The 22,655-nt window shown below is 75.7% G+C and carries 16 protein-coding genes; 10 read left to right on the plus strand and 6 right to left on the minus strand.

Features of this window, described 5'->3' with window-relative positions:
- The 3 genes from APR03_RS17355 to APR03_RS17365 all read left to right on the plus strand — a co-directional run.
- The coding region (locus APR03_RS17355) for an ABC transporter ATP-binding protein (RefSeq protein WP_253837245.1) at positions 1 to 430 on the plus strand (430 nt) is incomplete at its 5' end.
- Complete coding sequence (locus tag APR03_RS17360; protein ID WP_253837599.1) at positions 430 to 3,096, plus strand: FtsX-like permease family protein; 2,667 nt, start codon at positions 430 to 432, stop codon at positions 3,094 to 3,096. The genes APR03_RS17355 and APR03_RS17360, both read left to right, overlap by 1 nt.
- Positions 3,097 to 3,204: 108 nt before the next feature.
- Positions 3,205 to 5,811: an FtsX-like permease family protein gene (locus tag APR03_RS17365; protein WP_253837601.1), complete on the plus strand. Its 2,607-nt coding sequence runs from the start codon at positions 3,205 to 3,207 to the stop codon at positions 5,809 to 5,811.
- A 13-nt stretch (positions 5,812 to 5,824) separates the two neighbouring features.
- Here the strand turns inward: APR03_RS17365 and APR03_RS17370 are convergent, their stop codons facing one another.
- Together APR03_RS17370 and APR03_RS17375 are read right to left on the minus strand one after the other, a co-directional pair.
- Positions 5,825 to 6,532 (minus strand): response regulator, encoded by a 708-nt coding sequence (locus tag APR03_RS17370; protein ID WP_253837602.1) that lies wholly within the window; start codon positions 6,530 to 6,532, stop codon positions 5,825 to 5,827.
- Complete coding sequence (locus APR03_RS17375) at positions 6,529 to 8,241, minus strand: sensor histidine kinase (protein ID WP_253837604.1); 1,713 nt, start codon at positions 8,239 to 8,241, stop codon at positions 6,529 to 6,531. Before APR03_RS17375 ends, APR03_RS17370 begins: the two co-directional genes overlap by 4 nt.
- Positions 8,242 to 8,404: 163 nt before the next feature.
- Between APR03_RS17375 and APR03_RS17380 the strand changes: the two genes are divergently transcribed.
- Genes APR03_RS17380 through purE form a run of 4 tightly spaced genes read left to right on the plus strand, consistent with a single transcriptional unit; the run spans position 8,405 to position 12,219 of the window.
- The gene (locus tag APR03_RS17380; RefSeq protein ID WP_026366105.1) at positions 8,405 to 9,088 is read left to right on the plus strand and encodes a response regulator transcription factor; all 684 of its coding nucleotides are present in this window, start codon (positions 8,405 to 8,407) and stop codon (positions 9,086 to 9,088) included.
- A gap of 4 nt (positions 9,089 to 9,092) precedes the next feature.
- Positions 9,093 to 10,448, plus strand: coding sequence for a sensor histidine kinase (locus tag APR03_RS17385; protein ID WP_253837607.1), 1,356 nt, complete (start codon positions 9,093 to 9,095; stop codon positions 10,446 to 10,448).
- Between the two features lie 11 nt (positions 10,449 to 10,459).
- Positions 10,460 to 11,713: a 5-(carboxyamino)imidazole ribonucleotide synthase gene (locus APR03_RS17390; RefSeq protein WP_253837609.1), complete on the plus strand. Its 1,254-nt coding sequence runs from the start codon at positions 10,460 to 10,462 to the stop codon at positions 11,711 to 11,713.
- Complete coding sequence (gene purE, locus APR03_RS17395) at positions 11,710 to 12,219, plus strand: 5-(carboxyamino)imidazole ribonucleotide mutase (protein WP_253837611.1); 510 nt, start codon at positions 11,710 to 11,712, stop codon at positions 12,217 to 12,219. Before APR03_RS17390 ends, purE begins: the two co-directional genes overlap by 4 nt.
- A 103-nt stretch (positions 12,220 to 12,322) precedes the next feature.
- Here the strand turns inward: purE and APR03_RS17400 are convergent, their stop codons facing one another.
- The 3 genes from APR03_RS17400 to APR03_RS17410 form a co-directional block, all read right to left on the minus strand.
- Entirely contained in the window at positions 12,323 to 13,885 is a 1,563-nt protein-coding gene (locus APR03_RS17400) for an LCP family protein (RefSeq protein WP_253837613.1), read from the minus strand.
- A 2-nt stretch (positions 13,886 to 13,887) separates the two neighbouring features.
- Positions 13,888 to 15,189 carry an LCP family protein gene (locus APR03_RS17405; protein ID WP_253837615.1) on the minus strand — a complete coding sequence of 434 codons (1,302 nt, stop codon included), beginning with the start codon at positions 15,187 to 15,189 and terminating at the stop codon, positions 13,888 to 13,890.
- 81 nt (positions 15,190 to 15,270) lie between these two features.
- Positions 15,271 to 16,020 (minus strand): TIGR03089 family protein, encoded by a 750-nt coding sequence (locus APR03_RS17410; RefSeq protein ID WP_253837617.1) that lies wholly within the window; start codon positions 16,018 to 16,020, stop codon positions 15,271 to 15,273.
- 266 nt (positions 16,021 to 16,286) lie between these two features.
- Here APR03_RS17410 and APR03_RS17415 point away from each other — a divergent pair, with 266 nt between their 5' ends.
- The 3 genes from APR03_RS17415 to APR03_RS17425 all read left to right on the plus strand — a co-directional run bounded on the left by APR03_RS17415 (position 16,287) and on the right by APR03_RS17425 (position 21,767).
- A complete protein-coding gene (locus tag APR03_RS17415) occupies positions 16,287 to 16,628 on the plus strand; it encodes a WhiB family transcriptional regulator (RefSeq protein ID WP_253837619.1) in 342 nt (113 codons plus the stop codon).
- A 148-nt stretch (positions 16,629 to 16,776) separates the two neighbouring features.
- Positions 16,777 to 20,133, plus strand: a complete 3,357-nt coding sequence (locus APR03_RS17420) for a glycosyltransferase family 2 protein (RefSeq protein WP_253837621.1) — start codon at positions 16,777 to 16,779, stop codon at positions 20,131 to 20,133.
- On the plus strand, positions 20,130 to 21,767 hold the full coding sequence (locus APR03_RS17425) for a DUF5719 family protein (RefSeq protein WP_253837623.1): 1,638 nt from the start codon (positions 20,130 to 20,132) through the stop codon (positions 21,765 to 21,767). Before APR03_RS17420 ends, APR03_RS17425 begins: the two co-directional genes overlap by 4 nt.
- A 13-nt stretch (positions 21,768 to 21,780) precedes the next feature.
- On the opposite strand, the gene APR03_RS25310 is transcribed toward APR03_RS17425, so the two are convergent.
- Complete coding sequence (locus APR03_RS25310; protein WP_308216513.1) at positions 21,781 to 22,386, minus strand: metallopeptidase family protein; 606 nt, start codon at positions 22,384 to 22,386, stop codon at positions 21,781 to 21,783.
- Positions 22,387 to 22,655: the final 269 nt, after the last annotated feature.

Here is a 22,655-nt window from a genome sequence, read left to right on the forward strand (position 1 = left end):
CGGCGGGCGGGTGGACCAGGCCTGGCTGGCCACCCTGGTGGAGACGCTGGGCCTGTCGGGCCGGTTGACCCACCGTCCCGGGGAGCTGTCCGGTGGGCAGCAGCAGCGGGTGGCGATCGCGCGGGCGTTGATCGCTCAGCCGGAGGTGGTCTTCGCCGACGAGCCCACCGGGAACCTGGACTCGCGCTCGGGGGCCGAGGTGCTGTCCTTCCTGCGCCGCTCGGTGCGGGAGCTGGGGCGCACGATCATCATGGTGACCCATGACCCCTCGGCTGCCGCGTACGCGGACCGGGTGGTGCTGATCGCCGACGGTCGGATCGCCGGGGACATCAGCGACCCGACCCCGGAGTCGGCCATGGCCGGCCTGGACGCCCTGCGCACCCTGGAACCGGCCGTCACCACCGGCACCAGCACCCGGACGGGTGCGTGATGACCGCCACGACCCTCACACCACCGGCCACCGGCAGCGCACCCGCCACCGCGGGTGGGTCCCGCTTCCCGACCGCGCGGCTGACGCTGGGGCAGATGCGCCGCAGCACCGGACGCCTCGCCGCCGCAGGCGTCGCCATCCTCATCAGCACCGCCTTCGTGGCGGCGACCCTGCTGGTGGGCAACATCGTCACGACCACGACCTACGACCAGGTGGCCGCCCGCTACGCCGACGCCGACCTCGTCGTGTCCGGCGCGGACTGGAACCTGACGTCCGCCGACGTCGAGGCCGCGCGCGCCGTCGACGGCGTCGCGGCCGCCGACCTGGAGCGGAGCTTCTACACCGAGCTCACCCGCGGCGGCAAGGTCGTCTACCAGTCGATCGTGCCGCAGGCCTCCGACCCGCGCCTGTCGCCGCTCGAGCTCGCCGAGGGTGCGTGGCCCGAGGGCGCCACCGACATCGCGCTGCCGGGTGACGTCGCCGAACGGCTCGGCATCGCCGTGGGCGACACCGTGTCGGCCACACGCTGGATCGTCGACGACGAGCCCACCGTCGACGACGAGGGCGGCACCTGGTACGACAACCAGGAGATCACCGAGAAGCTCACCGTCACCGGTCTGGTGGCCGACCCCTACCAGGCCTACGCCCTCAACGGCGGCATGGGCGTGGTCTCCGCCGCCACCATGGAGCAGTGGCTCGCCGACGACAGCGGACCCGACAGCCCCCCGACGTCCGAGGCGATGGTCGTCGCGCTCGACGAGCCGGGCGACCCGGCGGCCGTCGAGGAGGCGCGGGAGGCGCTCGCCGCCGCCGTGCCCGCGGCCGACGACGTCAAGACCACGCAGGAGTACGCCGAGGGCGTCGTGGCGAGCCTGTCCGGGGGGCAGAACATCGTCTTCCTGGTGTTCGTCCTGGCCTTCGCCGGCGTGGCCCTCGTGGTCGCGGGCCTGGTCATCGCGAACACCTTCCAGGTGCTCGTGGCCCAGCGGTCGCGCACGCTGGCCCTGCTGCGCTGCATCGGCGCGGACACCGGCCAGCTCTACCGCAGCGTGCTGCTCGAGGCCGCGATCCTCGGCCTGATCGCCTCCGTGGGCGGTGTCGCGCTGGGCGCCCTGCTCGTGCAGGCCGGCCTCATGGTCGCACCCGCCTTCGACCTGGCGGTGCCGCTGCCCGGCGTCGTCACGCTCAGCGCGCCGGTCGTCTTCGTGCCCCTTGCCGTCGGCGTCCTCGTCACCCTGGCCGCCGCCGTCGCCCCGGCCCGGGCCGCGTCCCGCGTGGCCCCGCTCGCCGCACTGCGCCCGTCGGACGCGCCGACCCTGCGCGGCGCGGGCAAGGTGCGTGCCGTCCTGGCGGGTCTGATGACCGTCGGCGGCATCGCGCTCCTCGTCGGCGGCATGGTGCTCGGGACGGCCGGCCAGGCCGACATCGGCATCATGGCGGCCGTGCTCGGCGGCTCCCTGTCGCTCGTCGGCGTCATCCTGGGTGCCGTGTTCTGGCTGCCGCGCGTCGCCGGCGCGTTCGGCCGCCTCGTCGGCTCGGCGGGACCCGCCGCCCGCCTGGCCGCCGCCAACACGCAGCGCAACCCGCGCCGCACGGCGGCGACCGCCACCGCACTCCTGATCGGTGTCACGCTCGTCTCCATGATGACGACGGGCGCCGCCAGCGCCCGGGTCACCCTCGACCAGGAGCTCGACGCGCAGTACCCGGTCGACCTCCAGGTCGGCACCACGTCGCAGGACGAGAACGGGAACGCCGCCGTCATGCCCGGCAGCGTGTCCGACGCCGTGCGCGGCGTCGAGGGCCTCCGGGCCGTGGCCGACGTGACCACCCTCGTCGCCGACGTGGTCGAGGACGAGGCGGTGCTCCCCGTGGTCGCCGTGACCCCCGAGGCGCTGACGTCCGTGCTCAACACGCCCGAGGGGGCCGAGGGCTTCGGGCCCGGCACCCTCCTCCTGCCGAAGGAGGTCGCGGAGACCTACGGGCTGGAGGGGCGCGACACCCTCACCCTCACCGGACCGGCCGGCGAGGTGACGCTCGACGTGGTCGGCACGGACCTGCGCACCACCGACGCGTACCTGACGCCGTCCGACCTGGTCGCGTTCACGGCGCAGACCGGACCGAACGCCCTCTGGGGCGCGGTCGCCGACGGCGCGGACCCCGCAGGCACCGTCACCGACGTGCAGGACGCCGTCTCCACGACGGAGGAGGCCGTGGAGGTCAGCGGCGCCGTCGTCGAGCGGCAGGGCTACCAGCAGGTCATCGACGTCATCCTCGGGATCGTCGTCGGGCTGCTCGCCGTCGCCGTCGTCATCGCGCTCATCGGCGTGGCCAACACGCTGTCGCTGTCGGTCATCGAACGCACCCGCGAGAACGCCATGCTCCGCGCGATCGGCCTCACCACGGGGCAGCTGCGCGGCACGCTCGCCGTCGAGGGGATGCTCATCGCCGGCGTCGGCGCGGTGCTCGGCATCGTGCTGGGCCTCGTGTACGGCTGGGCGGGCGCCACCGCGGCCCTCGGCGGCGTGGGCACCGTGCCCTTCGTGGTCCCGTGGGTCGAGGTCGCGGTGATGCTCGGCATCGCCCTGGTGGCCGGACTCGTCGCCTCGGTGGTCCCGGCCCGCGCAGCGGTCCGGACCCGCCCCGTGGCGGCGCTCGCGGCGGAGTAGAGCCCCTCCGCCGCCGAGGCAGGGCTGCGACGGCGACACCGGCCCCTGGTGTCCCGCCGTAGCCCTGTCCCACCCCGGAACAAGCCCGCACCGTCGCGAGGAGAGCACGTGGCCACCATCGACCCGACCGTCCGGCTCACCCTCGGCCAGATGCGGCGCAGCGCCGGCCGCCTCGCCGCCGCGGCCACCGCCGTCGTCATCGGTACCGCCTTCGTCGCCGCGACGCTCCTGGCGGGCGGCATCGTCACCCGCACCACGTACGACCAGGTGGCCGCGCAGTACGCGGACGGCGACCTCGTGGTGTTCGACCGCACGGGCACGCTGACGTCCCAGGACGTGGCGACGATCCGGGCCGTCGACGGCGTCTCGGCCGCGGACGGCCTGCGGGGCACCTACGCGGAGCTCAACCGCGACGGCCGCACCGTCTACCAGGCGCTGCTCGGGGCGCCGTCCGACCCGCGGCTCTCGCCGCTCGACCTCGCCTCCGGGACGTGGCCGGACCGGGCCGGCCAGATCGCGCTGCCCGTGGACGCCGCGCGGCTGCTCGGGGTGGACGTCGGCGACACGATCTCCTCGACGCGGTGGCTGCCGGGGGCCAAGCCCGTCATGGACGAGAACGGCGTCGACCGCGACGGGGGCCGCGCGGGCACCGAGCGGCTGACCGTGTCCGGCCTCGTGGACGACCCCCTGCACGCGTACGCCGCCAGCGGGGGCGTCGCCGTCGTCACCCCCGCCGCCCTGGAGCAGCGGCTCGCGGCGGAAGCCGCGGGCCCCCTGCCCGGCCTGCGCACCGTGGTCGTCGCCCTGGACCGCTCCGACGCCGCGGCCGTGGCCGCCGCACGGGACGCGCTCGCCGCGGCCGTGCCGCGGGCGACCGGGATCACCACCCCCGAGGCGTACGCCGAGGACGTCGTCGCCGGGCTGGCGGACGGCCAGAACATCATCTTCCTCGTCTTCGTCCTGGCCCTGGCCGGGGTGTCCCTCGTGGTCGCGGGCCTGGTCATCGCGAACACCTTCCAGGTGCTCGTGGCCCAGCGGTCGCGCACCCTGGCCCTGCTGCGCTGCATCGGGGCGGGTACCGGCCAGGTCTACCGCACCGTGCTGCTGGAGGCGGCCGCCGTCGGCGTCGTCGCCTCCGCCGCGGGCGTCCTCGCGGGGGCCGCCCTCGTGCAGGGTGGCCTGCTGCTCGCGCCCCTGTTCGACCTCGGCGTCGCGCTGCCGCCGACCGTGTCCCTGAGCGTGCCCGTCCTGCTGATCCCGCTCGGCGTGGGCGTGCTCGTCACGCTCCTGGCCGCACTGGCACCGGCCCGGGCCGCCGCGCGCGTGGCGCCGGTCGCCGCGCTGAGCCCGGCCGTCGCGCCCGACCTGCGGGGCGCGGGCCGCGCCCGCTCGGTGTTCGCCTGGATCGCCGGCGCAGGCGGGCTCGCGCTGCTGGCCACCGGGGTCGCCCTCGGCATGTCCGGCCGTATCGACGTGGGACTGTTCGCCGCGGTGTTCGGCGGTTCCGTGTCCCTGGTCGGCGTCATCGTCGGGTCCGTCTTCTGGCTGCCGCGGGTCGCGGCGACGCTCGGCCACCTCGTGGACGTCGCGGGCCCCGCGGCCCGGCTGGCCTCAGCCAACGCGCTGCGCAACCCGCGCCGCACCGCCGCGACCTCCACCGCGCTGCTCATCGGCGTCACCCTCGTCTCCATGATGACCACGGGCGCCGCGAGCGCCCGTCTCACCATGGACCACCAGCTCGACTCCCGGTTCCCCGTCGACCTGCAGGTCTCGAGCGTCGCGCCCACGGCGGGCGGCGCCCTGGCGGCCGTGCCCGCACCGGTCGCCGGGGCGCTCGCGGACGTCGACGGGCTGGGTCCGGCGGTGGAGGTCACCGCGGTGTCGCTGCGGCAGGCCGGGGGCGGACGCCGGGTGCCGGTCGCCGCCGTCGCACCGGAGGCCCTCCGGACCGTGCTGAACACCCCGGCCGACGCCGCCCGCATGCGGCCCGGCGCGCTCGTGGTGCCCGAGCGGGCCGCGACGTCGTACGGTCTGGCGGGCGCCGACCGGGTCACCCTGACGGGGCCGGGTGGCACGGTCACGCTCGACGTCGTGCACACCGACACGCTGTCGTCGCGGACGTACCTGCTGCCGCGGGACCTCGCGGCCCTGGCCCCGGGTCTGGCGCCCAACGAGCTCTGGGCTGCCGTGGACGACGCCCGCGACCCCGCCGCGGTCGTGGCGGCGGCGCAGCGTGCGGTGTCGGGCACCAGCGAGGCGGTGTCCGTGGCCGGGATCGTCGTGGAGCGGGCCTCCTACCAGCAGATGATCGACGTGATCCTGGCGATCGTGGTCGGCCTGCTCGCGGTGGCCGTCGTGATCGCGCTGATCGGCGTGGCCAACACGCTGTCGCTGTCGGTCGTGGAACGCACCCGGGAGAACGCGGTGCTGCGCGCCATCGGCCTGTCCAAGGGCCAGCTGCGGGCCACGCTCGCCATCGAGGGCATGGTCATCGCGGGCGTGGGCGCTGTGCTCGGCATCGTGCTCGGCCTGGTCTACGGCTGGGCGGGCGCGACGACGGCGCTGTCGGCGCTCGGCGAGGTGCCGCTGGTGGTCCCGTGGGCCGAGGTCGGCGTGGTCGCCGTCGTGGCCCTGCTCGCGGGCCTGGTCGCCTCCGTGGCGCCGGCCCGGGCCGCCACCCGCACCCACCCGGTCACGGCCCTGGCCGCCCGGTGAGCCGCGGTCCGGCTCAGGAGCCGGGGCGCACCAGGCCCGTCTCGTAGGCCGTCACGACCGCCTGCACGCGGTCGCGGGCGTCGAGCTTGGCCAGGATGCGGCCCACGTGGGTCTTGACCGTCGCCTCCGCCACGTACAGGTCCGCGGCGATCTCCGTGTTCGACCGTCCCCGGGCCATGAGCACCAGCACCTCGCGCTCGCGGCTCGTGAGCCCCGCCAGCGCCTCCTTCGGCCCGGCGGCCTCCTCCGGGGGCAGCGCGGTCACCAGCCGTTCCATGAGCCGCCGCGTGGACGACGGCGCGATCACCGCGTCACCCTGGTGCACCGTGCGGATGGCGGTGAGGAGCTCCTCCGGCTGGGCGTCCTTGAGCAGGAAGCCGCTGGCGCCGGCGCGGATCGCGTCCAGCACGTACTCGTCGAGGTCGAACGTCGTCAGCACCACGACGCGGGGGTCGCCCGCCGCGGCGCGCCCGCCGTCGGCCAGGAGCGCCCGCGTCGCGGACAGCCCGTCCATGCCGGGCATGCGCACGTCCATGAGCACGACGTCGGACGCCGTCGCTCCGAGCAGCCGCAGCGCCTCGCGGCCGTCGTCGGCCTCGACCACCACCTGGAGGTCGGGCTGCGAGTCGATCACCATGCGCAGGCCCGCGCGGACCAGGGGCTGGTCGTCGACGAGCGCGACGCGCACGGGTCCGTCGGGGAGGCCGGGGGCCTGGGTCATCGTGCTCCTCGGGTGTCGTGCAGGTCGGTCCGGTCGGGGTGTTCTTCGTCGTGCTCTGTGTGCTCTGTGAGCTCTGTGTGCTCGGTCCGCTCGGCGCTCGCGGGACCCGGCGCGCCGGATCGGTCCGCCGCGGCTGGTGCCGGCCCGTCCTCCTCCGGCCGGGGCGCGTCGGCCGGAGGCTCGGCCTCCACCGCAGCGGGCTGGGCCGCAGCGGCATCAGCATCGGCATCGGCCGCGGGCTGCCCGGCGTCGACCGCGGCCTGTTCGGCATCGACCGCGACCGGCTCGGTGACGGCGGGGACCCGGGCGGCCGCCCGCGGGATCGGCACCACGAACCGGACCGAGAACCCGCCGCCGCGGCGGGGTCCCGCGGTGAGCGTGCCACCGAACATCTCGGCGCGCTCGCGCATCCCGAGCAGACCGTAGCCCGGGGCGGGGGCGGGCTCGTCGGGGCTCGGGGAGCCGTCGGCCGCCAGGCCGCGGCCGTCGTCCTCGACGCGCAGCTCCACCTCCTCCTCGCCCCAGCGCACCAGGACGGTGACCGCCGGGCGGGGGCCGGCGTGCTTGCGCACGTTGGTGAGCGCCTCCTGGCACACGCGGTAGAGCGTGAGCCCGACGCCGGGCGGCAGCCGCCGCTCGACCCCGACGCGCGCCCAGGAGACCCGCATGCCGCTGTCGCGCGCCTGCTCGACGAGCTGCCCGATGTCGGCGGCGTCGGGCTGGGGACGCAGCGGGGCCGCTCCCGACGCGGGCGTGGTCCCGCCGCCCGGTGGCGCGCCGTGGTCGGCGGCGTCCGGCGGGGTTCCGGCGGCGACGACGCCGACGTGCGCGGCGCCCGACCCCGCCGCGCCCGACCCCGCGCCGCGCGGCCGCGTACCGGCCGGGGCGCGCGGGACGTCGTCCGGGGCGACCAGGCCCAGCGGTGTGGTGGGGGCGGGCTGGTCGTCCCGCAGCACCCCGAGCAGGCGGCGCATGTCGGCCAGGGCGGCGCGGCCGGTCTCGGCGATGGTGCCCAGCGAGCGCTGCGCGGCGGCGGGGTCGGCGGTGGCGGCGTACCGGCCGCCGTCGGCCTGCGCGATGATCACGGACAGCGAGTGGGCCACGATGTCGTGCATCTCGCGCGCGATGCGCGAGCGCTCGGCGGCCGTGGCGATCTGCGCCTGCTGGTCGCGCTCGATCTCCAGCCGCAGGGTGCGGTCGCGCATCGCCAGGAGCATGGCGCGGCGCGAGCGGCGCACCAGGCCGAACGCGAAGGACGCCGCGAGCAGGGCGAGCGTCGGGATCACGACGACCACGCTGTGCACCGACAGGTTGACGGCCAGGCCGAACGCCACGGCGCCGACGACACCGAGAGCCGCGCAGGTCAGGTAGGCGCGGCGCGTGCCGTAGACCGTGATGCAGTAGATCGAGACCAGCACGAGCAGGTCGGCGGCGACCAGGTCGACGTCGAGCACCCACAGCTGCACCATGCTCGCGACGAACACGGCGACGGCGGACGCGAAGGGCCGGGTGCGGCACCAGGGCAGCGGGGCGAGCACGAGGAGCGAGGCGATCACGCCGGCCCTGAGGTCGTACCCGGGGGAGAAGCTGGTGCTGGACATCGTCAGCATCCCGGGGATCAGCACGAGCGCCGCGAGCACCGTCCAGCCGAGGTCCATGAGGAACCTGTGCCGTTCCGACCACTGCGCCCACCGCTCGTACCACCCCATGCAGGTCAGCGTAGGTGGAACCGTTGCGCGGGCGCGTCATACCGTGGTAGCACTTGCGCCGTGGCCCCCTCAGCCGAAAGGATTCGGTGAGCGGCCCGCGCGGCGGCCATCTTCATCGTGCCCGGGTGGCGCCGGAGCGTCGGTTATGCCCTACGATGGCGAAATGACTCACGTACTCCTAGCCGAGGACGACCCGGCCATTGCCGAGCCGTTGGCACGAGCGCTCTCCCGTGAGGGTTACGACGTCGTCGTGCAAGGAACCGGCAAAGGTGCGATCGAGAGCTCGACCGGTGCGGACATCGTCGTTCTGGACCTGGGCCTTCCCGACATGGACGGCCTCGATGTCGCGCGCGAGATCAGGGCCAACGGCCTCACCGTGCCCGTGCTGGTGCTGACCGCCCGCGCCGACGAGGTCGACCTCGTCGTCGGCCTCGACGCCGGCGCCGACGACTACGTCACCAAGCCCTTCCGTCTCGCCGAGCTGCTCGCGCGCGTGCGGGCGCTGCTGCGCCGCTCGCACGGGGAGACCGGCGAGGAGGAGGAGCTGCACGCGCAGGACGTCCGCGTCGACGTCTCCGCGCACCGCGCCTTCCAGGGCGACCGCGAGCTGCACCTGACCACCAAGGAGTTCGACCTCCTGCGCGTGCTCGTGCAGAACGCCGGCTCCGTCGTGGTCCGCGACACCCTGATGCGCGACGTCTGGGGCTCGGACCCGGTCGGCTCCACCAAGACTCTCGACATGCACGTGTCGTGGCTGCGCCGCAAGCTCGGCGACGACGCGAACGCCCCGCGCTACGTCTCCACGGTGCGCGGTCTCGGGTTCCGCTTCGAGATCGGGGCGAGCTAGCCAGATGCGCGCCCGCGTACTGCAGGCGACGATCGCCGCGGTGGCGGTCGCCGTCCTGCTCCTGGGCATCCCGCTCGCGATCTTCGGCGCCCGGTACATCTACGACCAGGAGGTCCAGCGGGTCGAGACCCGTGCCCAGGACCTGCTGACCTCCGCCGTCAACTCCTACGAGCGCAACCGCTCGGCCGCCGAGGCCGGCTTCGTCGACCAGTCCGTGCTGGACCGGGCGGTCCAGCCGCAGGGCAACGACATCGTCGCGTACGTGACGGTCAACCAGCCGAACGGCGAGCAGCTCGTCTCGGGCGAGCCCGTGGTCGGTGCCACCATCGACCGGGGGCTCGCCTCCGAGGAGCAGCCCGTCATGGGCGTGGTCATCTCCGTCTCGGCCTGGCCGGCGTACATCAAGGCGATCAACGTCGTGGTGCTCGTCGTGTTCGGCAGCGTCGGGGCGTTCGCCGCCGGGGCCGTCACCGCCGCCTGGCAGGCCAACCGCCTCGCCCAGCCGTTCGTGTACCTCGCCGCCTCGGCCGAACAGCTCGGCGCGGGACAGGTGCGCCCGCGGCTCGACCCGTCCGGCGTGGAGGAGATCGACCTCGTCGCGGCCGAGCTGGCCCGCAGCTCCGACCGCCTCGCGGCCCGGCTCGCCGTGGAGCGGCAGTTCACGTCGGACGCCTCGCACCAGCTCCGCACCCCGCTCACCGCGCTGACGATGCGCCTGGAGGAGATCACGCTCACCTCCAGCGAGCCCGAGGTGCAGGAGGAGGCCCGGATCTCCCTGGAGCAGGTGGAACGGCTGGTCGGGGTGGTCGACGACCTGCTCGCCCGCTCCCGCCGCGCGCAGGGCGGCACCACGGAGTCCGTCGACGTCGCGGTGCTGTTCCTCCAGCAGGAGGAGGAGTGGCGCGAGTCGTTCGAGCGCGCCGGCCGGCACCTGAACGTCGAGGACTCGGAGGGCGCCCGCGTGCTGGCCACGCCGGGTGCGCTGGCCCAGGTGCTGTCCACGCTGCTCGAGAACTCGCTCAAGCACGGGGACGGCACCACGACGCTGCGCATCCGCGAGGGGCAGCGCGGCGCCATGGCCATCGAGGTCACGGACGAGGGCGACGGCGTGCCGGAGGACATGGCGGGCAAGATCTTCGAGCGCGGCGTCACGTCCGGCGCGGGGACGGGCCTCGGGCTCGCCCTGGCCCGCGACCTCGTCGCGGCCGACGGCGGGAACCTGCAGCTCACGCAGCGCACGCCGCCGGTGTTCTCGGTGTTCCTCTCGGGCGTGCCCAAGACGCTCGACCCGCACCAGGTGCTGCCGGTCGGGTCCAAGATCTCGACCCTCGGCCAGAAGAAGGGCCGCGGGCGCCGGTAGGCTTCACCGACGTGAGTGCACCACAGATCCGTGAGTCCGGGCCGCCCGTCGTGGCCGTCGTGGGAGGCGGGCAGCTCGCCCGCATGATGGCCCCGGCCGCCGGGGAGCTCGGCATCCGGCTGCGGGTGCTGGTCGAGGACCCGGCGTCGTCGGCCGCCCAGGTGGTGACCGACGCGCCCGTGGGGGCCGCCGCCGACGAGGCGGCGATCCGGTCCCTCATCGCGCCCGACTCCGGGCCGGCGGCGTCCGTGCTGACGTTCGAGCACGAGCACGTGCCGAACGCCCTGCTCACCGACCTCATCGAGCACGGCACGCCGGTACGCCCCGGCCCGCACGCGCTCGTCCAGGCCCAGGACAAGATCGTCATGCGGCAGCGGCTCACCGAGCTCGGGGTGCCGTGCCCGCGGTGGGCGCCGCTGCCGTCGTCGTCCCCGCAGGCGGGGCGGGAGGCCCTGGCGGCCTTCCTCGCCGAGGTGGGCGGCAGCACCGTGGTCAAGACCTCGCGCGGCGGCTACGACGGCAAGGGCGTGCGCGTGGTCTCGTCGCCCGACGACGTCGCCGACTGGTTCGCGGCCGTCGACGCCGGCGGGCCGCAGCTCCTGGTCGAGGAGAAGGTGCCCTTCACGCGGGAGCTGGCCGCGCTGGTGGCGCGGCGGCCGTCGGGCGAGGTGCGGGCGTGGCCCGTGGTCGAGTCGATCCAGCGCGACGGCGTCTGCTCCGAGGTGATCGCCCCGGCGCCCGGGCTGTCCGCCGAGCTCGACGTGCGCGCCCGCGAGATCGCGACGGCCGTGGCCGAGGGCCTCGACGTCACCGGCGTGCTGGCCGTCGAGATGTTCGAGGTGCCGGGCCTGGACGGGACGCCCACGGTGCTGGTCAACGAGCTCGCCATGCGCCCGCACAACAGCGGCCACTGGACCATCGACGGCGCCGTGACCAGCCAGTTCGAGCAGCACCTGCGCGCCGTCCTCGACCTGCCGCTGGGCTCCACCGAGCCGACGGCGCCCTGGACCGTCATGGCGAACGTGCTCGGCTCCGAGCTCGACGAGCTCACCGACGCGCTGCCCGGCGTGCTCGCCGCCTACCCCGAGGCGCGCGTCAACCTGTACGGCAAGGGCGTGCGCCCCGGCCGCAAGCTGGGCCACGTGAACGTGAGCGGCACGGACCTCGACGAGGTGCGCAGCCGGGCCGTCGCCGCCGCGGCGCTGCTGCGGGGCGAGGAGCCCGTGATCGTGGACACCACCATCGAGGAGAGGGCGAACGTATGAGCACCACGCCGCAGGTCGGCATCGTCATGGGGTCCGACTCCGACTGGCCCGTCATGAAGGGCGCGGCCGAGGCGCTGGCGGAGTTCGGCGTGCCCGTCGAGGTCGACGTCGTCTCCGCGCACCGCATGCCCACCGAGATGATCGACTACGGGCGCCAGGCGGCGGGCCGGGGGATCCGGGTGATCATCGCCGGAGCGGGCGGCGCGGCGCACCTGCCGGGCATGCTGGCGTCGGTGACGCCGCTCCCGGTCGTCGGCGTGCCGGTGCCCCTGAAATACCTCGACGGCATGGACTCGCTGCTGTCCATCGTGCAGATGCCCGCGGGCGTGCCGGTCGCGACGGTGTCGATCGGCGGGGCGCGCAACGCGGGGCTGCTCGCGGCGCGGATCCTGGCCTCGGGCACGGGCGACGGGGCGGCGGCCCTGCGGCAGCGCATGGAGGCCTTCCAGGAGGATCTGGGCAAGGCGGCCCACGCCAAGGGCGAGGCCCTCCGCGCCCAGCTCTGACCCCCGGGGGCTGCGCCAGCCGGACGGTCTCGGACGAGAACGACCTGAGGTACCGATCCGCGTCGGATCCGGTACCTCAGGTCGTTCTCGTCCGAGACCGGGCTCACAGGCCGGGGATGCCGCCGACCTTCTCGCCCGGCTGGTACTCGCCGTCGCGGATCTTGGCCCAGAACTCGCCCACCGTGTTCGGGTCGAGCTGGACGGCCGAGGCGCCCGACGGCGTCCGGTAGTTGATCGTGGCGATCGGCGGCGTGCCGGTCACCCCGTCGTCGCCGTTCGCCGAGCGGAACGCCAGCGCGAGGCGCGCGATGTCGATGATCCCCGAGTCGGTGTCGGTCACCACGGCGGCCAGGCCGGCGTCGGCCAGGCCGACCTGCGAGGCCGGGTTGAGCAGGATCGCGGGGTCCGCGACCTTCTTGCCGATCTGCCCGATGACCTGCTGCTGGCGCTCGGTGCGGCCGATGTCGCCCTTCTGCTTGTCGGCGTACCGCATGCGCGAGAACGCGAGCGCGGTCTTGCCGTCCACCTCGTGGCAGCCGGCCTTCCAGTCGAGCTTCGACTTCGGGTCGTGCACGTCGTAGTCCAGGCACAGCCGCACCCCGCCGACGGCGTCCACGACGCCGGAGACGCCGCCGAAGCCGACCTCGACGTAGTGGTCCACGGTCAGGCCGCTGAGCTGCTCCACGGTCTGGACCAGCAGCGGCGCTCCGCCGATGGAGTACGCCGCGTTGATCTTGTTGCCGCCCGCGCCGGGGATCTCCGCGTAGGTGTCGCGGGGGATCGAGATGAGCGCCACCGGACCCGACCGCGGCTTGTGCAGCAGCATGATCGAGTCGGTGCGGGCACCGGACGTGGAGTCGTTGATGCCGCCGCTGCCGCGCGCGTCGGAGCCCGCGAGCAGGTAGGTGGTGCCCGGGGTGTTCGAGGCGCCGGACAGCGCCTCGACGTGCTGGATCTTGCCGTTGGCCCAGATCAGCAGGCCGATGGGCCAGGCGAGCACCGCCACCAGCACGAGCACCGCGATGACGCCGGCCACGCGGCCCTTGCGGATGCGGATGTTGCCGCCACCACCGTGGCCGCCGCGCGCGGTCGGGGGCAGCGAGCCGCCGCCCCGGCCACCGCCGCCGGCGGGGGGACGCGGCGCGGTGCGCACCGGGGTGGGCCGCACCGGCCCCGCGCTCGCCCGGACCGGCCGGCCCGGCGGGATCGACTGCGGCGGCTGCCCGCCCCCGGGCGGCATCGACCGCGGGGGGATGGACCGCGGCGGCGCCCCGGCCTCGTTGCGCGCGGGCATCCCCGACCGCCGTGGCGGGACGGGCGGGGGAGTGTTGCGCTGGCCGGACACCGGTACCTCCCGGGAGGACTGTCTACGGATACGTGGTTCGCTGCGGCCCCCGTCGGAGGCCTCCGGGCGGCCGATGCGGTGCGCGCCACCGACGCCGGGGACCCCGACACCGGGCGTCTCCGCGTTGGCCGGCCCGCTCCTGCTCGGCGCCGCGCCCGGGAGGGTCCGCGGACGCTCGCCCGTGTCACCCACCGGGATGGCGTCGTCCGCGCCCGGCCGCCCGCTGACGCCCTGCGGCGTGAAGCTGGGCGGTATCCGGACGCGCGTCACGTCGTCGTCGGCCTCGCGGGCCGAGCGGTTCGACGTCCTGGGATCTGACATGGTCAGCCACAGACCTTGGTGGTGTCGGCGCTCGTGAACGCCTCTTCGCCCGCCTGCTTGATCACCGTCGAGGACGGCGACGGGTCGGGCGTGGTCGTCTCGGCGTCCGTCGTGCCGTCGTTCTTCGTGTCGTCGTTCTTCGTGTCGCCGTCGCCGGCGGAGCCGGAGGGGGACGACGAGGGCGTCGTGCCCTCCGGGGCGTCGACGACCGGCCGGTCGTTCTTGACGTCGTCCCACAGCGTGGTGGCCTCGTCCGTCCACACGACGTTCGCCCGGTTGTTCGGGTCGTACTCGTTGGGGACGGTCATGAACGTGATCGTGTCAGGCCGCACGTTCCGCATCGAGTAGGCCAGCCCGGCGAGTCCGTCGATGCTGGCCAGCTCCTGGTTCATGGTGAGCGAGTCCGTCACCGCGCCGAGGAACCCGAGGGTCTTGGAGGGGTTGGTCAGCACCTCCTGGCTGAGCACCTTGCGGGCGAGGGAGGCCATGACCTCCTGCTGCCTGCCGATGCGGCCGAGGTCGGACCCGTCGCCGAGGCCGTCCCCGGTCCGGGCGCGGGCGTAGTCGAGCGCCTTCACACCCTTGAGGGTATGGATCCCGGGCGAGAGCGCCAGGTGGTTGGCCTTCTCGGAGTAGATCTCCTGCTCGACGCAGACCTCGACGCCACCCACGGCGTCGACCATCGACGAGAACCCGGCGAAGTCGACCACGATGAAGCCGTTGATGAACACGCCGGTGAGCTGTTCGATCGCCTTGACCGTGCACAGGGCGCCGTCGGACACCTTCCCGCCGGCCTGCACGCCCTGGGAGAAGGCGGCGTTGAACTTGGTGCCGTACAGCGGGGCGGTCGTGGTGCCGTCCCCCGTGGTGCAGCTGGGCACGTCCACGGTCGAGTCGCGCGGCACCGAGATCATCTCGACGCGCGACCGGTCGCCCGATATGTGCATGACGAGCGTCGTGTCCGAGCGGGCGCCCATCTCGCCGCCGCCCGCGAGGTCGCCGTTGTCGCCGTCGCGCGAGTCGCTGCCCATGACCACGATGTTGAGCGGCGTGCCCGCGTTCGGGTCCTTGGGGAGCACCTGCTTCGGGCGGTCCGGCCCGAGCACCGCCATCTGCGCGGTGTCGATGTTCCCGGTGAGCTGGGTGACGGCCGTCGCGGCGCCCGCGACGCCGAGCGAGAGCACGCCCACCAGCACCATCCCGACCGTGCGGGCCACACCGCCCGACGAGCCCAGCGTCCGGGCATGGGACGGCCCCTTGGTGGGATTCGTCGCACCCGGGGCGCTGAAGTCAGGAAATGTCACGGCCACCGATCCTAGAGGCTGGGTGTTGCACGCCGGCGCACCGCCGGGGGGCGGACCGTAGAGGGTTCGTGGAGAAGCCTCCTAACCGCGGCGCCACTGTGCCTGTTCGCTGCTCAGAAGGCGGGTTCGGCGTGGTTCGTCCTGTTCCAGCTCGGCCGCGGTGGCCGCGGACGTGAGGACGGCGGAGCCGCCGCCCGCCCAGATGCCGAGCAGCTCGCGCAGCACGTCGGCCACGGTCTCGCGGCCGTCCACGAGCACGCGCGCCCCGTCCCCCGGCGCGGGCACGAGGTCCCGGTGGCCGACCGCGCCCGCGGCGCTCACCAGGGCGTCCTGGCCCGGGTCGACCTCGGGCACCCACCCGATCACGTCGCCGTAGGTCATGACGGCGGCGGCGGCGTCGACGGCCCCGGCGGGCAGGTCGCCGTCGTACCGGCGGGCCAGGGCGGGCAGGGAGACGACGACGAGGTCGGCCCCGCCGTCGGCCCAGCGGCCGGGCTCGGCGGTGACGACGACGTCCGGGGCGGCGTCCGCGCCGGGCTCCGGCAGCTCCACCGTCGCCCCCGTGCGCCAGGCGGCCAGCGCCCACACGGCGGTGCGCCAGTGCGCCGGCAGGTCCACGACGACGCGGGTGCCGGGGGCGGCGTCGAACTCCTCGACGAGGAGGTTGACGGTCTTGCTCGCCCAGTTGGCGAGGACGGCGCCGGACAGCTCGACGCGTTCGCCGTCGTCGCCGTACCAGGTGAGGCGCGGACGGCCGCCGTCGGCGGCGAGGCGGGCGAGGAGCGAGGCGACGTCGGGCACGGGGCCCCCGGTACGGGACGCGATCTGCATGCCGTCACCCTACGAGCCGGCCCGGCGTGCCGGCGCACCGGCGGGTGAAAAACCGGGCCGGTGGTGAGACGTACGCCACGACCTGCGGAAGGACTCGTGAATTACCGGTGGAATCCAGGGGCGTTAGCACAATTCCGCTTGACGACTCCAGGCGACACGCGTGTAATTCCATGTATGCAGTTTTCGTAGCGCATACGCAACGGGGCCTGGAAGCTGCAGGTCCGGCGAGGCCCCGGAGCACGGAACACGGCATGGAGGGGCACGTCATGTGGAACATTCTGGAATCGGACGTGGAGTTCCCGACTGACGCCGAGAACGAGCCGGCGCCGGTGGCCCCGGTGCTCCCGCTGTTCGGCGAGCTGTTCGAGCTGACGGAGCCGGACGAGTCGCTGCTCGGCTGGCAGGAGCGCGCGCTGTGCGCGCAGACCGACCCGGAGGCCTTCTTCCCGGAGAAGGGCGGGTCCACCCGCGAGGCGAAGAAGGTCTGCTCCGGCTGCGAGGTCCGGGCGGAGTGCCTCGACTACGCGCTGGAGAACGACGAACGCTTCGGTATCTGGGGCGGTCTCTCGGAGCGGGAGCGTCGCAAGCTGAAGCGCCGCGCCGTCTAGCCCGGAGCCGGTCCGGACCGGCGGGGCGGTCGCCGCGCCCGTCTCGCGGGAGTGGTGACGCACGCTCGGCGTGCGCCGTGCAGAGGTCGCCCGCGCTCGGCGCGTCTACGGCGTGTCGGCGCCGACGCGCCGCATGATGTGAAGCGAGATGAGCGCTCCACGCACCGACAGCCTGTCGGCCCCCAGCCCCGACCGCGGTCCCGACGAGGCCCCGGCCGGCCCGGTGTGGGCCAAGGTCCCGACCCGGCTCGCCGCACCCGCGCCGGTGGCCGTCACGGTCACGGCCGTCGTCGTCACGCGCGGCAGCAGCCCCTACCTCGGCGCCACGCTCGCGGCCCTGCGCGCGCAGTCCCGCACGCCGGACGACGTCGTGGTGGTCGACGTGGACACCGCCCCCGCCACGTCGGGGCACCAGGACCTGCAGCTCGGCGGCGCGCGCTACGTCGCCGGGGCGGGTGCCCGGACCTTCGGCGAGGCGGTCGAGACGGCGCTGTCCGCGACCGGCGCACCGGACCACGGCTGGCTCTGGCTGCTGCACGACGACTCCGCGCCGGCGCCGGGCGCGCTGGCCGCCCTGACCCGTGCCGTGGAGCACTCCAACGCCGTGGCGGTGGCCGGGAGCAAGCAGCGCCGCTGGGAACGGGACCCGGACGGCACGCCGCTCGACCCCGACCTGTCCGACCGCGGCGTGCTGCTCGAGGTGGGGCACACCGTGTCGCCGCTCGGCCGCCGCATGACCGGCATCGACGACACGGAGATCGACCAGGGCCAGCACGACGCGCGCGAGGACGTGCTCGCCGTGGGGCTCGCGGGCGCCCTCGTCCGCTCGGCGGTGTGGCGCCAGGTGGGCGGCACCGACCCGGCCTACGGCCAGCTCGGCGACTCCACGGACTTCTGCCTGCGCGTGCGGCTCGCGGGACACCGGGTCGTCGTCGTGCCCGACGCCGTGGTGCGCCACGCCCAGGTCTCCCTGCACGGTCCCGGCGCCTCCGGCGCACGCCGCCGCGCGCAGCTCTACCTGCGGCTGACCTCGGTCGCGCCGTGGATCCTGCCCTTCGCGATGCTGGCGATGCTGGCGTGGGCGCCCTTCGCCGCGGGCTACCGGCTCGCGCTCAAGCGCCCCGAGCGGGCGCGCGACGAGCTCCTCGCCCCGTTGTGGGCCGTGTTCCGGCTCGGCCCGCTGCTGCGCGCCCGGCGTCGGGTCGCGCGGACCTCGACCGTGCCCCGGAGCGTGCTGCGCCCGCTGCTGGGCACCTGGCGCGAGGTGGCGGCCGAGCGCCGCGACCGGCGGCTGGCCCGCGGCGGGGCCCACCGGGTCGAGCACGCGCTCTCCGACCTGGAGCGCGCCGAGCTGGGGACCCTCGCGGTACGGCGCCGCGCAACGCTCGCCCTGGTCGTCGCCGGTGCCGTGGGCCTGGCCGCCGCCCTGTTCGGGCCTGCGCTCGGTGCGCTCGCCGCGGGCGCGCGGCTCGTGGGCGGAGCACTGCTCGCGGCGGGCGGGTCGACGGCGACCACCTGGTCGTCCGCGACGTCCGGCTGGGTGCGCGACGGGCTGGGTACCGCCGCCCCGGCGGACCCGCTGCTGTTCGTGCTCTCGGGCCTGTCCGTCCTGGCGGGCGGCTCCCTGCAGACCGCCGTGAACGGCGTGCTCCTGCTGGCGCTGCCGCTGGCCGCCGTCGGCGCGTGGGCGGCGGCGGGGACGGTGACCCGCTCGGTGTGGCTGCGCGCCGCCGCGGCGTTCCTATGGACGGTCGCCCCGCCGTTCCTCGGTGCCCTCGACGGCGGGCTCCTCGGTGCGGTGCTCGCGCACGCCCTCCTGCCGTGGACCGCCGTCGCGCTCGTCCGCGCGGTGGGAGCGCAGGCCGTCGACCGGCTCACACCCCCGGACGACCCCGCCGACGCGTACGCGCCCGGACCGCGGGCCGCCCGGCCCACCGCCTCGCTCGGCGCCGCCGGTGCGGGCGGGCTCCTGCTGGCCTGCGTGGTCGCCGGGTCGCCCGCCCTGCTGCCCGCGGCCGTCCTGGTGCTGGTCGCGGCGACGCTCGTGGCCCCGCGCCGGCGCGTGCACCTGGTGCTCGCGCTCGTGCCCGCCCTCGTGGTCGGCGCCCCGCTGTGGTGGACCGCGGTGCGCGACGGCGACCGCGGTCTGCTCACCGCCGAGCCCCTGGCCGGAGCGAGCGGCGTGGGGGCCGGCGGCCCTGCGTCCGGCCTCGAGCTCCTGCTCGGCCTGCCGGCGGCCCCCGAACCCTGGTTCGACGCCCCCGACGGCGGCGGACCCGTGCCGACCGCCGTCCGCGCCCTCGTCGCCGCGGGACCGTGGGCCGTCGGCGTGCTGGTGGTCGCCCTGGCGCTGCTCGGCCTGCTCGCGGCGCTGCTCGGTATCGGCAGGCGCCGGGCCGGGGCGACGGCTCGTCGCGTGACCGGGACCACCGTGGTGGGCTGGCTGGTCGCGGCGGCGGGTATCGCCGTGGCGGTGCTCGCGCAGGACGACGGGCGCTGGGCCGGCCCCGGGCTCTCGCTCCTGCTGCTCGGGCTCGGCGCGGCCGCCCTCGCCGGGGCCGCGGCCGTGGTCGCGCGCGGCGCCCGGCTGCACGGGTTCGCCCGCACGGCGGTCCGCACCGGCTCGGTCGTGCTCGTCGCGGTCGGGCTGCTGCTCCCCGCCGCGCAGGCGGCGGCCTGGCTCGCCGGCTCCGGCAGCGTCGCGGCCGCCGGGCGCGCGGACCTGCTGCACGTCTCCGCCGCCCCGGTCGTCCCCGCCGTCGGGCAGCAGATGCAGGCGCCGCCGCGCCAGGCCCGCGTGCTCGAGATCGGGTTCTCCGCGGACGGGGACGGCACCGTCCGGTACGCGCTCCTGCGCGCCGACGGGTCCCAGCTCGCCGACGCCGCCGTCGCGGCCCGCGTCACCGGCGGGGACGGGACGGCCGCCGGCGCGCTCGACACCGTCGTCGCCGAGCTGGTCTCGGGCACCACCGACGGTGTACCCGAGCGGCTGGCCGCCCTCGGGATCGGCGCGGTGCAGGTTCGCGACGGGGGTACCGCCGGGCAGGACGCCGCCGTCGGCGACCTGGTGGCCACCCTCGACATGGTGCCCGGCACCAGCCGCGTGACCGAGGGACAGGCCGTGTCCGTGTGGCGGGTCTCGCCCGCCGACCAGCCCGCACCCGGGTGGGCGCGCGTCGAGGAGGACGGGACCACCCGCGAGGTGCTGCCGTCGGCCGGGACGCAGGTACGGGCCGACGTCGGCGCGGGCAGTGCGGACCGCGTCGTCGTGCTCGCGGAGGCCGCCGACCCGGGCTGGCGGGCCACGCTCGACGGTCGGCGCCTCGACGCCGTCGCGCCGGAGCAGACCGCCGGGCTGCAGGCGTTCGTGCTCGGGCCGGACGACGGGCACCTCGTGGTCCGCTACGAGGCGCAGCACCGCACGGCCTGGCTCGTACTGACCACGTTCACGCTGGTGGTGTTCGCCCTGCTCGCGCTGCCGGTGGGACGAAGGAGGACGCGATGACCCGCACGGCCTCGAAGCGCAGGAGGACGACCGTGCCGCCCGCGGCCCGACGCGCCGCCGCCGCGGTGGGCGCCCTGCTGTGCGCCATGGGCGTCGCGGCGCTCGCCGTCACCGACGGGACCGTCGGCCCCGGGCCGGGCGCGCCCGCCGACGACGTGCGCGCCGTGCCGGTCGCGGCCGCCGGGACCGGGCTGGTCTGCCCGGCGCCGGCCGAGCTGGAGCAGCCGGACGTGGGCGACGACGAGTTCAGCGCCACACCCGTGGAGACCAGCACGTCGCTGGCCGCCGCCGTGCTGGCCGGGGCGGAGGACACCGAACCCGCACTCACGACGCTCGGCGGCGCGGGTGCGGGCGACGTCGCCGGGCCGCTCGACGTCGGCGGCACCGCCGCGGTGCGCACGGGCGAGGTGCCGGACGCGCGCCTGCTGCGGGTCACGCCGGGTGCCGCGACGTACGCGGCCGGGACGGTGGCGTCCGTGACGACCGACGGCGACCTGCGCGGCATGGTCGCCGGGCCGTGCGCGCTGCCCGCCGTCGAGCACTGGCTCGTGGGCGGTGGCACCGCCGTGGGATCCAGCGGGCGTCTGGTGCTGCTCAACCCCGGTCGCACGCCGGCCACGGTGGCCCTGGAGGCCTGGGGGGCGTCCGGACCGGTCGCGCTGGGCGGGCAGTCGCTCGTCGTCGTGCCGGCGGGGGAGCAGGTCGTGACCACGCTGGAGGCTGTCGCGCCCGACCAGAGCCGCCTCGCCCTGCACGTCACCGCCGAGGGCGGGCGCGTGGGCGCGTACGTGCAGCACCACCGGATCGACGGGCTCGTGCCCGCGGGCGCCGACCTCGTGGCAGGCGGCGCGGCCCCCGCCACGACGACGGCCGTGCCGGGGATCGTCAGCACCGGCGAGGCGGTCGACGACCCGCACGCGCCGCGCCTGGACCTGCTGGCGCCCGGCGACCGGCCCGGCACCGCACGGGTCGCCGTGCTCGGGACCGACGGGCCGGTGCGGCTCCGCGGCGGCGAGGAGGTGACGCTGGAGGCCGGGCGGGTCACGACGCTGCCGCTGGGCGGGCTGCCCGAGGGCGCGTACACCGTGGTGGTCGACGCCGACGTGCCCGTGGTGGCCGGCGCCGCCGTCGACCGGCGCGGCGCGGCCGCGCAGGACGCCGTCATCGACGAGGACCCGTACGACCGCGCGTGGCTCCCGGGGCAGGCGGTGCCCGGGGCGGCTGCGTCCGGCGCGGCCGACGGTGCGGTCGCCGTGCCGCCCGGGGCGTCCTACGAGCTGACGTTCGCCGGGGTGCCGGACGAGCGCGACCCGGACCTCGTCGACGACGCGACGGGCAGCACGCAGGTGGAGCTGCGCGGCGTCGGGCCGGACGGCGAGGAGGTCTGGACCCAGGAGGTCGACGTGCCCGCGGGCCACACCGTCCGGCTGGACGTGGCAGACCTGGCCGAGCTCGGCGAGACCGTCGCGGTGGTCGCGGTGGTCGCGGAGCAGCCGAGCGGCGGGCCCGGCGTGGTCTGGTCCGTGACCCTGGCGGACGGGGACGACCCGTCGCTCTTCTCGGTGCTCGCGCCGACGCCGCCGCTCGCCGCCGGCGACGAGGTGCGGGTGCGGCGCGTCGACGCCGCGGGCTGAGAGACGCGGCGGGTCAGCCCCGCTCGCCGAAGTTGGGGTCGATCTCCTCGGGGGTGCGCGCCAGCATGTGCGCCACCTGCTCCACGACGACGTCCCGCACCAGGTCGGCGAGGTCCTCCGTGTCGAAGGCACGCACCTCGACGGGCCGGCGGTAGACCACCACGCGTCCGGGGCGCCCGGCCTCGGCGGGGAAGAACCGGCCGAGCAGCACGCCGCCGTCCTCCCACGGCGCGGGATCCGACGGCGGCACGTCCTCCACCGCGAACTCCGTGCCCCGCAGGTGGGCGGCCCAGGTGCGGTCGAGGTCCTCGACGACGTCGAGCACGAGGTCGTCGAACCGCTGCGCGCGGGTGCGGTGCGCGGGCGTGCCGGGCGGGAACATCGGGCCGCGCAGCCCGCGCCCGCGCCGGTCGCGGCGCCGCGGGCGGGGTGCGTCGGCCTGGTCGCCCGCATCGCCCGGGCGGGTGGCCGCGAGCCGGAGCAGGTCCGCCTGCGAGGCCTTGGGGATGCCGGAGGCGGGGTTCGCGGTGCTGCCGGTGCCGGCGGTGCTGCCGGACGAGCCTGACGAGGAGCCGCGACCCGACCGCCGGTTGCGGCCGCGAGGAGAGAACGGAGGCACGTACCGACGATACGTCGGAACGGGCCGCCGGTGGACCACCGCCCCGCCCGCGGACCGGCTGCCGCGCCGAGATGTGGTGGTGTGGCGCCGGGGTGGGGGCTGCGGGGCACCAGATCTGGCCCGGGGTGGGTGGCGCGGGGTGCCGGATGTCGCTCGGGGTGGGTGCGGGAGCGTCAGTTCTCGAAGCGGCCGGCAGAGGCAGGGGGCGAGGGGGCGGCGGTGTCCGGCGTGTTCGCCGCGTCGTGCCCGGTCAGGGCGTAGTCTCGGCG

This window comes from Promicromonospora thailandica (assembly GCF_024171955.1).
Classification (GTDB): Bacteria; Actinomycetota; Actinomycetes; order Actinomycetales; family Cellulomonadaceae; genus Promicromonospora; species Promicromonospora thailandica.

Excerpts from the sequence above, each read along its gene's own strand:
- APR03_RS17360 (WP_253837599.1), top strand. The coding sequence starts at position 430 with ATGACCGCCACGACCCTCACACCACCGGCCACCGGCAGCGCACCCGCC.
- APR03_RS17370 (WP_253837602.1), bottom strand. The coding sequence starts at position 6,532 with ATGACCCAGGCCCCCGGCCTCCCCGACGGACCCGTGCGCGTCGCGCTC.
- APR03_RS17375 (WP_253837604.1), bottom strand. The coding sequence starts at position 8,241 with ATGGGGTGGTACGAGCGGTGGGCGCAGTGGTCGGAACGGCACAGGTTC.
- APR03_RS17380 (WP_026366105.1), top strand. The coding sequence starts at position 8,405 with ATGACTCACGTACTCCTAGCCGAGGACGACCCGGCCATTGCCGAGCCG.
- APR03_RS17385 (WP_253837607.1), top strand. The coding sequence starts at position 9,093 with ATGCGCGCCCGCGTACTGCAGGCGACGATCGCCGCGGTGGCGGTCGCC.
- purE (WP_253837611.1), top strand. The coding sequence starts at position 11,710 with ATGAGCACCACGCCGCAGGTCGGCATCGTCATGGGGTCCGACTCCGAC.
- APR03_RS17400 (WP_253837613.1), bottom strand. The coding sequence starts at position 13,885 with ATGTCAGATCCCAGGACGTCGAACCGCTCGGCCCGCGAGGCCGACGAC.
- APR03_RS17410 (WP_253837617.1), bottom strand. The coding sequence starts at position 16,020 with ATGCAGATCGCGTCCCGTACCGGGGGCCCCGTGCCCGACGTCGCCTCG.
- APR03_RS17415 (WP_253837619.1), top strand. The coding sequence starts at position 16,287 with ATGTGGAACATTCTGGAATCGGACGTGGAGTTCCCGACTGACGCCGAG.
- APR03_RS17420 (WP_253837621.1), top strand. The coding sequence starts at position 16,777 with ATGAGCGCTCCACGCACCGACAGCCTGTCGGCCCCCAGCCCCGACCGC.
- APR03_RS17425 (WP_253837623.1), top strand. The coding sequence starts at position 20,130 with ATGACCCGCACGGCCTCGAAGCGCAGGAGGACGACCGTGCCGCCCGCG.